Source organism: Colwellia asteriadis (genome assembly GCF_039523295.1).
GTDB classification, from domain to species: Bacteria; Pseudomonadota; Gammaproteobacteria; order Enterobacterales; family Alteromonadaceae; genus Colwellia; species Colwellia asteriadis.
Genome location: NZ_BAAAFA010000008.1, coordinates 114,908 through 129,033 on the forward strand (window position 1 = coordinate 114,908; position 14,126 = coordinate 129,033).

General features: G+C 38.8%; 11 protein-coding genes. 1 reads left to right on the forward strand and 10 read right to left on the reverse strand.

Features of this window, described 5'->3' with window-relative positions; all coding sequences use genetic code 11:
• Window positions 1-35 precede the first annotated feature (35 nt).
• Window positions 36-1,730: a SufS family cysteine desulfurase gene (locus tag ABD005_RS12360; protein WP_343817763.1), complete on the reverse strand. Its 1,695-nt coding sequence runs from the start codon at window positions 1,728-1,730 to the stop codon at window positions 36-38.
• A gap of 193 nt (window positions 1,731-1,923) precedes the next feature.
• Between ABD005_RS12360 and ABD005_RS12365 the strand changes: the two genes are divergently transcribed.
• Window positions 1,924-2,217: a hypothetical protein gene (locus ABD005_RS12365; protein WP_343817765.1), complete on the forward strand. Its 294-nt coding sequence runs from the start codon at window positions 1,924-1,926 to the stop codon at window positions 2,215-2,217.
• A gap of 26 nt (window positions 2,218-2,243) precedes the next feature.
• Here ABD005_RS12365 and ABD005_RS12370 read toward each other — a convergent pair whose 3' ends face one another.
• The 9 genes from ABD005_RS12370 to rimP all read right to left on the reverse strand — a co-directional run bounded on the left by ABD005_RS12370 (window position 2,244) and on the right by rimP (window position 14,029).
• Window positions 2,244-3,821: a hypothetical protein gene (locus ABD005_RS12370; RefSeq protein WP_343817767.1), complete on the reverse strand. Its 1,578-nt coding sequence runs from the start codon at window positions 3,819-3,821 to the stop codon at window positions 2,244-2,246.
• Window positions 3,822-3,824: 3 nt separating this feature from the next.
• Window positions 3,825-4,760 carry a lipoprotein NlpI gene (gene nlpI / locus ABD005_RS12375; protein ID WP_343817769.1) on the reverse strand — a complete coding sequence of 312 codons (936 nt, stop codon included), beginning with the start codon at window positions 4,758-4,760 and terminating at the stop codon, window positions 3,825-3,827.
• A 107-nt stretch (window positions 4,761-4,867) separates the two neighbouring features.
• Complete coding sequence (gene pnp / locus ABD005_RS12380) at window positions 4,868-6,985, reverse strand: polyribonucleotide nucleotidyltransferase (RefSeq protein WP_215979048.1); 2,118 nt, start codon at window positions 6,983-6,985, stop codon at window positions 4,868-4,870.
• 370 nt (window positions 6,986-7,355) lie between these two features.
• Complete coding sequence (gene rpsO / locus ABD005_RS12385) at window positions 7,356-7,625, reverse strand: 30S ribosomal protein S15 (RefSeq protein ID WP_215979047.1); 270 nt, start codon at window positions 7,623-7,625, stop codon at window positions 7,356-7,358.
• Window positions 7,626-7,845: 220 nt separating this feature from the next.
• Complete coding sequence (gene truB / locus ABD005_RS12390; protein ID WP_215979046.1) at window positions 7,846-8,793, reverse strand: tRNA pseudouridine(55) synthase TruB; 948 nt, start codon at window positions 8,791-8,793, stop codon at window positions 7,846-7,848.
• 3 nt (window positions 8,794-8,796) lie between these two features.
• Window positions 8,797-9,201 (reverse strand): 30S ribosome-binding factor RbfA, encoded by a 405-nt coding sequence (gene rbfA, locus ABD005_RS12395; protein WP_215979045.1) that lies wholly within the window; start codon window positions 9,199-9,201, stop codon window positions 8,797-8,799.
• Between the two features lie 151 nt (window positions 9,202-9,352).
• Window positions 9,353-12,034, reverse strand: coding sequence for a translation initiation factor IF-2 (gene infB / locus ABD005_RS12400; protein WP_343817771.1), 2,682 nt, complete (start codon window positions 12,032-12,034; stop codon window positions 9,353-9,355).
• 21 nt (window positions 12,035-12,055) lie between these two features.
• Window positions 12,056-13,552, reverse strand: a complete 1,497-nt coding sequence (gene nusA, locus ABD005_RS12405; protein ID WP_343817772.1) for a transcription termination factor NusA — start codon at window positions 13,550-13,552, stop codon at window positions 12,056-12,058.
• A gap of 21 nt (window positions 13,553-13,573) precedes the next feature.
• A complete protein-coding gene (gene rimP / locus ABD005_RS12410; protein WP_215979042.1) occupies window positions 13,574-14,029 on the reverse strand; it encodes a ribosome maturation factor RimP in 456 nt (151 codons plus the stop codon).
• Window positions 14,030-14,126 lie beyond the last annotated feature (97 nt).

Consider the following 14,126-nt stretch of genomic DNA (forward strand, 5'->3'; position numbering starts at 1 on the left):
TATCGCTTTATCAAAAGCGCTAATGCTCTATTACGTTATTCTGTTAATTGTTTAATTTTAGCTACAATCGCTAATAAGCCATTACCTCGAGAAGGACTTAGGTGATGTAGTAAACCAAGTTCATCGAATATATTATCAATATTTACCTGTTGTATTTCTGCCGTTGTTTTATTATTAAATATTGCTAATACTATCATTAATAAGCCACGAATAACTTTTGCGTCACTATCCGCAAAAAAATGAAAATGCCCTTGCCTATCTTGCTCTACCGTTAACCAAGCTAAACTTTCACAACCAGCAATTAGACTTTGCTCATTACGTTGCGAGCTTGGTAAGCGCGGTAATTTTTTGCCCAACAACATAATTTCACGATGCAAACTATCCCAACCTTTCGACTTTGAGAATTTTTTTAGGATATTATCAATACTTTCAAGGCCATTTTCCTTAAGCTCTGTTTCTTTAGTTTTTATCTCTGTATTGATTTCAGTATGCGCATCAGTTTGTGTAGTCACAATCTCCTTTAAACAACGAATAAAATAGTCTATTTCTGCTAAGGTATTGTATGGTGCTAATGATACGCGCAAACAACCATTAATCGTTAACAGCTCCATTAATGGCATTGCACAATGATGGCCAGAGCGAAGCGCTATATTATAACTGTCAAGCGCACTGGCAATATCATGGTTATGATGATCTTTAATTGAAAACGCAATTAGCGCAATATCAGGCTGACCTTGTACGATAAACTCAACTTGCGGTATTTGAGCAAGCGCTTGATAACAGTAACTTGCTAATTGCTGCTCATAGCTATGGATATCGTTAGTAAACGCTGTTTTCATGAGAGTAATCGCGGCTTTAAAAGCAATAATACCTGAAATATTAGGTGTGCCCGCTTCAAACTTGAACGGTAAATCATTAAAGGTGGTTGGTTTATTAAAACTCACCGATTTGATCATTTCCCCGCCACCTTGGTAAGGCGACATACTTTCAAGTAGTGCCTTACGGCCATAGAGTACGCCAACCCCTGTTGGTCCGTACATTTTATGTGCTGAAAAAACATAGAAATCACAACCAAGTGCTTGAACATTAACCGGCAAATGTGCAATTGCTTGCGCCCCGTCAATTAAGCTAATGGCATTAACTGCTCGAGCTCTAGCAATAATTTTCTCTATTGGATTTATCCGCCCTAAAACATTAGAGATATGTGCGCATGCAACTATTTTAGTTTTCGTGGTAATAATACTCTCAAGGTTGGTAATGTTAATAATACCTTGCTCGTTAATCGGCAGAACTTTAATGACAGCACCCGTTTGCTCTGCAAGTATTTGCCAAGGCACAATATTGGCATGGTGCTCACTCGCCGATAGCACTATTTCATCACCTGGTTTAAGTAAGTTACGCCCTAAGCTTTGTGCAACTAAATTAATACTTTCACTAGCACCTTTCGTCCAAATAATTTCTTCAAGGTACTTAGCTTTGATAAATTGCTGCACAGCCAGTCTCGTTTGCTCAAAATCAAAGGTTGCTTTAGCGCTCAACTGGTGAGACGCCCTATGTACGTTAGCATTATTATTGAGGTAATAGTGCTGTTGAGCAGTAATCACTTGCTGCGATTTTTGTGTAGTTGCTGCATTATCGAAATAAATAATGTCGCTTGCGCTAGTAGTATGTTCACGCTGGTTCAATAGAGGAAATTGTTGACGAAAACGTAACGGAAAAAACGGCGACATAACTCTGATAACTCATATAACATTACAATAAATAGAGCGCTATTATAACGTAATTTATTATTGATGCTTGTCTTTGTTTTTATTCTTAAAGTTACTTTGAGCCAATAAAATAACCACAATCACTGTAACTAATTAGTGCAATTACACATAAATTGCGCTATAACTAGTACAGTGTTTTTATAAGGCAGTTTTTATGTTTATACTCTCTTGGTATCGTAAAATTCACACTAGCACCGTTAATAGACTCTTAGATAGAAAGCTCACACAAAGAAAAAAATTATTAATCAAACAGCGTAAAAAAGCACTTGAAGAAATACAGTATATAGGGCGCTTTAGTTACTGGCCAACGGCCAAGATAACAACAAAAGCACCGGTGACTAATTTGCTAGACAGAAAGCGTATGAATAAAATTGCAATGCCACCCAGGCCAGTCACTTTACGTTATCATGCAAGTAGAGAAATAGAGCCAAGCAAACTTAGGCTATGATCGGCAACACTCAGCCTAATGAGTTATTACCATAATTTCGCTTGTTCTAACCAATATAGTGCTTGTTCTTCTTCTCCTTGCTGATATAAGGCTAAGGCGATATTGTAATGAAAGCTAGGCATTAAAAATTTTTCTGGTGCTAAGTTTAGTTGCTGTAAATATAAAAGTGATAGTTGTTCGACAGAGTATTCTAAATGAGTACTTTGAGCTGTTGCTTTAAAGGCAGAAAAATTATTAGCTTTAGCTACTTTGGATTTTTTACAACTTTGTGCCGCAAAAACTCCAACCTCGTGTTGGTGAGATTTGGGCGTTCCTAAAAGCCAGTTATCACTATTATGATCACGTTGATGCAAGATAGGTGTCGACGGTTTGATCGCATTTGACCACGGTAACTCCTGCAATATTTGACGACGAATATCCGCTTGCCTACCTTGGTAGTTACGCGCTAATACGCTTATGTTATGTGAAAACGTTGACGTTTGTGTTTGCTGGCAAGTTGAATGGTTTATTGACAGCGGGTACTCATCAATAAAGCCAAGTAAATGGCTTAGTTCATGAGTAAAAATGTCAAGACTATCATGGCGGTCAAAATATAAGATTCCAAAATGCACATTTGCCCCACCTTCATTGCTCATATAGCCAATATGTCGGGTAGTAATTGTCGCCGCAAGTTCTCGCCAAGTACTTTCATCACACAAAAGTGCAGATTTTTTATTATTGTGGCATGAAAGGCTTTGGCGAGCTACATATCGTGGTGGTGGTAAACATACAAAGCTTGCTAAAGGTGTTGATATAAATTGTTCTATTAGTGCATCAAGATGTTTAAGGTTTGCCAAACTACTAGCAAATAGCTGTAGGCTAGTTGTACATGAGGTATTTGGTGGCTGCAACAAACTGCGTGCCATAGTAGGAGTAGCAACAGAAGTAAACAAGTTAGCAACCTTTTCACTAACATGTGAGCCAACATTTAAAGTCTTATATCGCTGTATGTCGGCAAGGAGTTTACGCCCCTCTGGCGTTAGTAACAATAATGGAATTTTTTGTACGATAAGCGATTCAACAAGCTTAATATTACCCGTTTCAAGTGCTAAATCGATGGAAACTAAAAGCGAGCCTAACTCAATATCAAGTCCTGCACTTGAGTTTACTTGGGATAATTGCGAACGTGCTAAATTTAAACGCCCTTGCTGTTGATATAAACGCGCAAATGAGACTTTGGCAATTTCAGATCCCAGCCTTATAGCTTGTTGGTACCACTTTTTAGCTTCTTGTAAGTATTTTGAAGATAAACGCTGTTCAGCGATCACATTTAAATATTGGTTACCATACCAAGTAGCAAGTTCATAAGCTGTTTGAGCTTGTTGATGTGCCAGTGCCATTTTAAAAAATAGCCATTGGGAGCTGCCTTCTCTATGCTTGTTAATTTCAAGCGCTAAGGCCGCAGTATTGTTTCGTTGTAGAGCAAAATTAAACTGCTTATGATTGGCCTCCCCTTGCATAATTTTTTTTGTTAAGTAAGGCGATAAAAAAAATGAGCTTGATGATATTAACATCATCAAGCTCATTGTTATTAGGCAGAAAAACACCGCTTTTTGTTTGGCCATATGTTAAAGCTTTGCTGCCTCTTCAATTTCGGTAATTTGCTCTTGTGCTGCAAGTGTACGCATTAAGTCTAATTCTAATTTAGCATACCTGTGCTCTACAAACTCATAAACATTAGTGCTTAACGATAACTTAAAAAAGTTGGCTGCTGCATTAGAAAAACCACGCATTTGATTGTATTTTCCTAAATAAAAATAAGCTTCACACAATCGATCGGTTAATTGCTTTGATGAGGTAACATTGCGAGTTAAATTGCTGATAAAGGTCTGTTGTGATATATCACCTAAATATAGATAAATCACTTGCTTTGCCCAAGTGCGCTCATCAACTAACTCAGCTCTTCGTTCTAAGGCTGATTTTGCAGCAATATCATCTACTTCATATTCAGTTAAATAAAGCCAAAGAAGGCGATACGGATCATCTTTTTGCTGATGATGAAATGCTTTAAAATCGGCAGCAGCTAATTCAGGACGCGCTCCATAATAAAGCGCAATACCGCGATTAAGATAAGCATATTCATGTTCAGGGTCTAGCTCTAAAGCCGAGTCGAACTGTTCATAAGCCTGAGAAAACTCTTGTACTTGTGTTAGATGAATTCCTAGAAAGTTATAAGCATCCACTAAATCTGGTTTAAGCTGTAGCGCATGAGAGAAATCTATACGTGCTAAAGAGCGTAAACCAACACTGTCATACAATACACCGCGGTCATAAAAAAGCTCAGCGCGTTGCTCGTCACTTATTTTTACGCGTTCGAGTACTTCTGATAATCGTGCTATCGCGATTTCACTTTTATAACTAATAGGTAATGGCTCCGCAATCACTAATTGATTCATCATTACTGAACTAGAGTTATCATCATGGCTAAGCACAGTGCAGCCTTGTGTTAACAAACAAGCACTGATCAGTAATGGTAATATTGCGTTTTTAATAGAAGAATGCACAAAAATGCCTTAAAAATAAATAAGTAATAACCTGATTATTATAAACAAAAAAGGAGCCAAAAGGCTCCTTTTAAAACATTATTATACATAATAATTAACGATAGCAATTATTCAGCGGCTGGAGCTTCTTCAGTCGCTGGTTTTTCCATTGCTTCTTTGATACTTAAACGAACACGGCCTTGACGGTCAACTTCTAGTACCTTAACTTTCACTTCTTGACCTTCTGATAATACATCAGCAACGTTATTTACACGTTCGTCAGAAATTTGTGAAATATGTACTAAACCGTCTTTACCTGGAAGAACGTTAACAAAAGCACCAAAATCAACGATACGCACAACTTTACCTGTGTAAAGCGTACCTACTTCAATTTCAGCCGTTAATGATTTAATACGGTCGATCGCATCTTGTGCTTGCTCGCCTGATGTTGCCGCAATTTTAACGGTACCATCATCATCAATTTCAATTGTTGTACCCGTCTCTTCAGTAAGCTGACGAATAGTTGCCCCACCTTTACCGATAATGTCACGGATTTTATCTTGGCTTACTTTGATCGTATGAATACGTGGTGCAAACTCAGAGATTTCTTCTCTGTGGCCCGCAATAGCATCATCCATTACAGATAAAATATGAGTACGTGCAGCTTTTGCTTGGTTTAAAGCAATTTGCATGATTTCTTGTGTGATACCTTCAATCTTGATATCCATTTGTAACGCAGTAATACCGCCGGTAGTACCTGCAACTTTAAAGTCCATGTCACCTAAGTGATCTTCATCACCTAAAATGTCAGAAAGAACAACAAAGTTTTCGCCTTCTTTAACTAGACCCATCGCAATACCTGCAACAGAGGCTTTAATAGGAACACCAGCATCCATAAGTGCTAATGACGTACCACAAACAGAAGCCATTGACGATGAACCGTTAGACTCAGTAATTTCAGATACAACACGTACAGCGTACGGGAATTCTTCAATAGTAGGCATAACAGCTAACATACCGCGTTTTGCTAAACGGCCGTGGCCGATTTCGCGACGTTTAGGGCTACCAACAAAGCCAGTTTCACCAACACAGTATGGAGGGAAGTTATAATGAAGCATAAATGCATCAGTTTTCTCACCCATAATTGTATCAAGACGTTGTGCATCACGTTGTGTGCCTAACGTTGCTGTTACTAATGCTTGCGTTTCACCACGTGTAAATACAGCAGAGCCGTGAGTACGAGGTAAAACACCTGTCATTACATCTAATGCACGAATTGATTCAGGATCACGACCATCGATACGAGGGCTACCTTGTGTGATACGACCACGTACAACAGTTTTTTCTAAATCGTGGAATAAGTCTTTTGCTTCTTGCACGTTAAGCTCAGCGTCTTCTGCTAATAACGCTTCAACCACTGAATTACGGATTTCAGCTACTTTTTCGTAACGAACTGCTTTTTCTGTAATTTGGTAAGCTTCGTTTACTTGTGCTTCTGAAAGCTCAGCAATTTTTGCAACTAACTCAGCATTTTTAACGGGTGCAGACCATTCCCATACCGGTGTGTTAACTTCTGCTTTAAATTCGTTAATGGCAGAAACAGCAACTTGCATTTGCTCGTGGCCGTAAACAACAGCGCCAAGCATTACTTCTTCAGATAATACATCAGCTTCTGACTCAACCATTAATACCGCTGAATCTGTACCAGAAACAACTAAGTCTAATTGACTTGTTGGTAATTCAGACTGTAATGGGTTAAGAAGGTATTGACCATCAACATAACCAACACGTGCAGCACCAACAGGACCATTAAATGGTGCACCTGAGATAGCTAACGCAGCTGAAGTACCAATTAATGAAATAATATCTGGTGAAATTTCAGGGTTTACTGAAACAACGGTGATAATCACTTGAACTTCGTTGGTGAAACCTTCTGGGAATAATGGACGAATTGGACGGTCAATTAAACGTGCAATTAATGTTTCTTCTTCTGAAGGACGACCTTCACGTTTGAAGAAACTACCAGGGATTTTACCCGCAGCATAGCTACGTTCTTGGTAGTTAACCGTAAGTGGGAAAAAGTCTTGACCAGCAACGGCTTCTTTCTTAGCAACAACTGATACTAATACAGAGGTATCGTCCATGCTTGCCATAACAGCCGCACTTGCTTGACGTGCAATAGCACCGGTTTCTAACGTTACGGTATGCTTACCGAACTGAAATTTTTTAGTAATTGGATTTAACATCTAATTAATTTTCCTTAAATTTATATTTTACCAATCTGTACAATTATTTATTCACTTAGATGTGCAAGACATTAAGTCGAACAAAAAATTATACAGTTTGGATTGGTTAGTGGTATGAAAAGATTATGCTAAATAGTGCACTATCTCTATTGAGTTAACATGAACTGACTAGAACAAATAGTTAGCTAAAAAATTTTCATGGTCATTATACTAACTAAGCTGATGAATGCTAGCGTCAAAACGTTATTAATACGTATTTAAAAGACCAATATGTGATTAAATCAATACAGAGTAATCTTTTTGTGTGTTTTTATGGCATTACAAACAAAAAAAGGAGCCTTAGGCTCCTTTTTTAAAGTTCAAATCGTTATTAACGACGTAAACCTAATTTAGCGATTAAAGCAGTGTAACGATCAACGTTTTTGCCTTTTAAGTAATCTAATAATTTACGACGTTGAGCAACCATACGTAATAAACCACGACGTGAATGGTGATCATGGATGTGCTCTTTAAAGTGACCTTGTAAGTGGTTGATTTGTGTAGATAACAAAGCAACTTGTACTTCTGGTGAACCTGTATCGCCTTCTGCTTGTGCGTATTCAGCAACGATAGCAGCTTTTTGTGTAGCATTTAAAGACATAATTTATCCTTAGTGTGTAAACTCAGCATGCTGAGTTATTTAATACCATCAAGCCAAACACTAATTCAGCCCAATGAAAGAGCGCGTATTCTAGCAGCCATTAAGTAAAAAGCAACATAAATATCGGTTAACCTCAGCTAAGGTGCAATAATTAATTACAAACAACTACTTTCACCATAAAGATGTTGAAAATACACGCATAACCGAGTGTGAAATGAGGTTAAATCACTACAATTCTTTTCGGCGCAACTAAACCATCATCATCGATAACACCAACGCCAATAAATTCAGCACTATCATCTTGCTCATTGTCACCAATATAAACCTGTACACTTCCCTCGCTTGGTGCATTATAAGCTTGTACTGGGTTACCATGACGAAGAAAGTTAGCTGACATATCATCAACATAAACGGCTGGCATACCTTCAACAGCACTTTGCATCGGCAAGAGTAATGGGTCAAGTAGCACAGATGGTGAAATTTCATCGGCTTGCGCTTTGGCTAATAAGGCTTCAAGGTCCGCCAAGGTTACCATTTTATCAATTGGGTAGCTTCCTACTGCTGAGCGACGTAAGTCAGCAACATGAGCCCCACAGCCTAATAGTTCACCTAAATCATCAATAATAGTGCGAATATAGGTCCCTTTAGAAACATGAATATCTAAGTCGACTTCATCACCTTCAAAGCGTAAAAGTTCTAAATTAAATACTGTAATATCTCGAGCTTCACGCGGTACTTCAATACCTTCTCTTGCATATTTATATAAAGGCTGTCCTTGATATTTTAATGCTGAGTACATTGAAGGAACTTGCTTGGTAGTACCACGAAAGCTATCTAAGGCGCTATTAAGTTGCTCCTTTGAAACACTCACAGGTTTCTCGCTAACCACTTCACCGTCGGCATCACTGGTTGTGGTACGAACCCCTAACTTTGCGGTAACTTGATAAGTTTTATCGGTATCGAGTAAATATTGAGAAAATTTAGTACCTTCGCCTAAACAAATAGGTAACATACCGGTAGCAAGTGGATCTAATGCGCCTGTATGTCCTGCTTTTTGTGCAAAATAGAGTCTTTTAACCGCTTGTAGTGCATGGTTAGATGACATTTCATACGGTTTATCTAAGAGTAATACGCCATTAATAGCGCGGCCTTTTCTACGTTTTGCCATGCCTTATTTGTCCTGCTCACTTTCAGTAATATCATCTTCATTATCACTATTTTTATCACTTGCAACCGCTTGATCAACTAAAGCGCTCATACGAACACCTTCAGCCATCGATTGATCATAAACAAAGCGTAAGTGCGGCATAATGCGTGCACGTAACCTTTTAGCAAGTAAAGAGCGAATATAGCCTTCGGCTTCTGTTAATACTTCTATCGATGCTTTTATTTCTTCTGGGCTATCTTGAATAAAAGTAACAAAAATTTTTGCATAAGCTAAGTCGCGCGTTACTTCAACCGCTGAAACCGTTGTCATGCTTAAACGGGGATCTTTAATTTCACGCATTAAGATCACCGCAATTTCTTTTTGGATTTGTTGACCTACTCGGTCTGTACGGGCATATTCTCTAGCCATCGTATACTCCTAATAATATGGCAATAAATTTCGTTGATACAAATTTTATAGCCAAAAATGGAGGCTAAGCCCCCATTTAAAAATATTTCTTATAATTTAAAGATAAAGTCATGACTTATTAAATCAGTAAAATCATGACTCTTACTCAAAATTATAATGTACGTTGTACTTCAACTGTTTCGAATACTTCAATCTGATCGCCAACGCGAACATCATTGTAGTTCTTAACACCGATACCACACTCAGTACCGTTACGTACTTCTTGAACGTCGTCTTTAAAGCGACGAAGTGATTCAAGTTCACCTTCGTAAATAACTACGTTTTCACGTAAAACACGAATTGGCGCACTACGTTTGATTGTACCTTCAGTAACCATACAACCAGCAATAGCACCAATTTTAGGTGATTTAAATACGTCACGTACTTGAGCAAGACCAATAATCTCTTGTTTAAACTCAGGCGCTAACATACCGCTCATTGCCGCTTTAACTTCGTCAATTAAGGCGTAAATTACACTGTAGTAACGTAAATCAATATTTTCTGAGTCAATCACTTTACGTGCAGCTACATCAGCACGAACGTTAAAACCAACAACAATCGCATTAGAGGCAGCTGCTAACGTTGCGTCAGTTTCAGTAATACCACCAACACCAGAGCCAATGATTTTCACTTTAACTTCATCAGTTGAAAGCTTCAGTAATGAATCAGTAATCGCTTCAAGTGAGCCTTGAACGTCCGATTTAAGGACAACATTTACTTCAGATACTTCACCTTCAGCCATGTTAGCAAACATGTTTTCAAGTTTAGACTTCTGTTGACGAGCAAGTTTAACATCACGGAATTTACCTTGACGATAAAGCGCAACTTCACGTGCTTTTTTCTCATCTTTTACAACAGTTGCTTCATCACCTGATTGTGGAACACCACTTAAACCAAGGATTTCTACTGGAATTGAAGGGCCTGCTGATTGAATCTGTTTACCATTTTCATCACGCATGGCACGAACACGGCCGTATTCTAAACCACAAAGTACGATGTCACCTTGGTTTAAAGTACCTTCTTGAACAAGTACCGTTGCAACAGGGCCACGACCTTTGTCTAACTTAGACTCAACAACAACACCGCTTGCCATTTTATTAACAACAGCCGTTAACTCTAAAACTTCTGATTGTAGTAATATTGAATCAAGTAACTCGTCAATACCTAAACCAGTTTTTGCTGATACGTGACAGAATTGAACGTCTCCGCCCCACTCTTCTGATAAAACGTCATGTTGTGATAATTCACTCTTAACACGATCTGGATCAGCAGACTCTTTATCCATTTTGTTAACAGCAATGATAATTGGCGCATCAGAAGCTTTAGCATGTTGAATTGCTTCAATGGTTTGTGGCATAACACCATCATCGGCTGCAACAACGATAATAACGATATCGGTAGCTTTAGCACCACGTGAACGCATTGCAGTAAACGCCGCGTGACCTGGAGTATCTAAGAAAGTGATCATACCATGACCCGTTTCTACGTGATAAGCACCGATGTGCTGGGTAATACCGCCCGCTTCACCTGAAGCAACTTTTGCTTCACGAATGTGGTCAAGTAATGATGTTTTACCGTGGTCAACGTGACCCATAATAGTTACTACTGGTGCACGTGTTACCGCTTCACCCGCTGGACCTGCATTACCACGATCAGCTAATACTGCTTCTTCTAGCGCATTTTCTTTCACTAAAACAACATCAAAGCCCATTTCTTCAGCAACAAGTGCCGCTGTTTCTTGGTCAATAACTTGGTTAATGGTTGCCATTGCACCCATTTTAAACATAGCTTTAACAACTTCAGCGCCTTTTTTAGCCATTTTATTAGCTAATTCAGCAACTGAAATAGTTTCACCAATGCGAATGTCTTGCACTTTCGTTTCAACCGGTTTGGTAAAGCCGTGTTTTAAACTTTGTGGCGCTGATAAGGTTTGCTTACGTCCCTTAGCATTACGACCAAAGTTAGCACTTTTATCGTTGCCACTTTTTTTCTTGCGACGACGACCAGCGCCTTCATCTGCAGCATCAACTTTATCTTCAGCTTCTTGTGCATATTTAGATGAAGTTAAATGTACGACTTCTTTCTCTTTCGCTTTACGTTCGGCTTCTTGCTCTTTCCAGCGAGCTTCATTTTCTTCCGCTAATTTTTTCGCGGCTTCTGCTGCTGCTTTTGCTTCGGCTTCTGCTTTGGCGGCTAATTCTTTTTCTTGAATTAAACGAAGTTTTTTCGCTTCTTCGCTTTCTTCAACTTTAATTGGTGCTTTTTCGATAACTTTTGCCTTCTCTACTGCTGCTTGTTTAGCTTTCGCTGCTGCTTCTGCTTTTGCTGCGGCTTTACGCTCTGCTTCTGCTTCTGCTTTTGCCGCTGCGGCTGCTCGTGCATTTTCAGCTTCTTTTGCTGCTGCTTCTGCTTTTGCTTGCGCTAATGCTTCGGCCTCTGCTTTAGCTTTCGCTTCAGCTGCCGCCGCTTCTTCGGCTAGCTTTTGCTCTTCAACATCGCTACGTTTAACATAAGTGCGTTTTTTACGTACTTCTACATTAACCGATTTTGCTTTGCTGCCGTGACCCATAGTCAACGTAGACTTGGTTTTACGGTTAAGCGTTAATTTATTGGGTTTAGACTCAGAGTCATCACCATGTTGTTTTTTCAAGTGACCTAATAAGGCCTCTTTTTCATCTTGCGATATAGAGTCGGTAGCCGATTTATTCACGCCAGAGTCAGCTAACTGACTTACTAAACGTTCCACCGGTGTGCCGATCTCGTTGGCAAGTTCTGCTACAGTTATTTCTGCCATATATATAATTCTCCGGTGTTATTATTCTTCGTTAAACCAACAAATATTACGCGCTGCCATAATTAGCTCACCCGCTTTGGCTTCATCTAATTCTTCAATATCGCTTATTTCATCAACACCTTGCTCAGCTAAGTCTTCTAGCGTACGAACACCACGACTTGCTAAAACATAAGCTAAATGACGGTCTAAACCTTCAAGGTTTAATAAGTCATCAGCTGGCTCTGCGCCTTCTAATGTTTCTTCACTTGCTAACGCTTGTGTTGTTAACGCTTCTTTAGCACGTTCACGTAGCTCTTCGATGACTTCTTCAGTCAAGCCGTCAATTTCTAGCATTTCAGCCGTTGGAACATAAGCGATTTCTTCTAGTGAAGTAAAACCTTCTTCCGCTAATAATGTTGCGAAGTCTTCATCAAGATCTAGTTTCTCAATGAATAAGTTTAATACTTTATCATTTTCTGCTTGGTGCTTCTCTTTCATGTCAGCAACCGTCATTACGTTTAGTTCCCAACCCGTTAATTGGCTTGCTAAACGAATGTTTTGACCGCTACGGCCAATGGCCATCGCTAAGTTGCCTTCTTCAACAGCAATATCCATCGTGCCTTTGTCTTCATCAACAATAATTGAAGCAACTTCAGCTGGAGCCATTGCGTTAATCACGTATTGTGCAACATTATCATCATATAACACGATATCTACACGTTCACCGCCTAACTCACTTGATACGGCCTGTACACGTGAACCTCGCATACCAACACAAGCACCCACAGGGTCAATGCGTTTGTCATTGCTTTTCACTGCAATTTTAGCGCGTGAACCAGGATCGCGAGCTGCGCCTTTAATCTCAAGCATTTCTTCGCCTATTTCAGGTACTTCAACGCGGAAAAGTTCAATTAACATTTCTGGTTTAGTACGGCTAACAAATAATTGTGCGCCACGTGCTTCTGGTTTAATTTCATATAATAAGCCACGAACACGATCGCCTGGACGAAAAGTTTCGCGTGGTAACATATCATCGCGGTAAATAATTGCTTCGGCATTATTACCTAAGTCAATAATAACACTATCACGGCTTGCTTTTTTAACAACACCAGTAACAATTTCACCTAATTGATCTTGATATGCATCAACAATTAATCCGCGCTCTGCTTCACGAATTTTTTGTACGATAACTTGTTTTGCAGTTTGTGTTGTTACACGGTCAAATTTAACTGATTCAATTTGCTCTTCCATATAATCACCTGGATTTAACTCAGGGTTATCATATTGAGCAGCAGCTAAACTAATTTCGGCATATGGATTTTCCATTGCTTCAACGGTATCATCAACAACTAACCAACGACGGAAAGTGTCGAATTCACCGCTAATACGGTCAATTGAAACACGTACCACAATATCGCCTTCATATTTTTTCTTGGTGGCTGTCTCTAAAGCAGTTTCCATCGCTTCAAAGATACTTTCTCGAGGGAGTGCCTTTTCATTTGAAACAGCATCAACAACCAGTAATATTTCCTTACTCATGCTACTTAGCCTTTAATTATTTTAAAATTTAGCGACAAGGTTTGCTTTGTCTACGTTACTGATAACAATTTCATAATCTATGCTATCAACTTCTATTATTAAGGTATCATTTTCAATGGCCACTAATGGGCCTTTAAACTTACGACGGCCATTTAATGGCATCGATAATTTAACATTGACAGTTTCACCGATTACCGCTTCAAAATGTGCTTTTTCGAATAGCGGTTTATCTACACCTGGTGAAGAAACTTCAAGATTGTATTCACTACTAATAGGGTCTTCTACATCGAGAATAGCGCTAACTTGACGACTAACTTCTGCACAATCATCTACATCAATGCCATTTTCGTGGTCAATAAACAAACGTAAAATGGAATTATTACCCGCACTGATAAATTCAACGCCTAATAAAGACTTACCTGTTTCTTCAACCGCGGGTCTTAACATGTCAGTAAGTTTTTGTTCAAATTTAGCCAATCGTTTTCTCCTATTATTTTTATATTTTCATTTAAACTATTAATAAATATAAAAATTTAGATATAAAAAAAGGGCATATAGCCCAGCGTATTTTTGC

What these genes read in the sequence shown, in the direction of transcription:
- nusA (WP_343817772.1), bottom strand. Translation starts at nt 13,552, where the DNA reads ATGAGTAAGGAAATATTACTGGTTGTTGATGCTGTTTCAAATGAAAAG.
- ABD005_RS12365 (WP_343817765.1), top strand. Translation starts at nt 1,924, where the DNA reads ATGTTTATACTCTCTTGGTATCGTAAAATTCACACTAGCACCGTTAAT.
- rbfA (WP_215979045.1), bottom strand. Translation starts at nt 9,201, where the DNA reads ATGGCTAGAGAATATGCCCGTACAGACCGAGTAGGTCAACAAATCCAA.
- infB (WP_343817771.1), bottom strand. Translation starts at nt 12,034, where the DNA reads ATGGCAGAAATAACTGTAGCAGAACTTGCCAACGAGATCGGCACACCG.
- ABD005_RS12360 (WP_343817763.1), bottom strand. Translation starts at nt 1,730, where the DNA reads ATGTCGCCGTTTTTTCCGTTACGTTTTCGTCAACAATTTCCTCTATTG.
- truB (WP_215979046.1), bottom strand. Translation starts at nt 8,793, where the DNA reads ATGGCAAAACGTAGAAAAGGCCGCGCTATTAATGGCGTATTACTCTTA.
- ABD005_RS12370 (WP_343817767.1), bottom strand. Translation starts at nt 3,821, where the DNA reads ATGGCCAAACAAAAAGCGGTGTTTTTCTGCCTAATAACAATGAGCTTG.
- rpsO (WP_215979047.1), bottom strand. Translation starts at nt 7,625, where the DNA reads ATGTCTTTAAATGCTACACAAAAAGCTGCTATCGTTGCTGAATACGCA.
- pnp (WP_215979048.1), bottom strand. Translation starts at nt 6,985, where the DNA reads ATGTTAAATCCAATTACTAAAAAATTTCAGTTCGGTAAGCATACCGTA.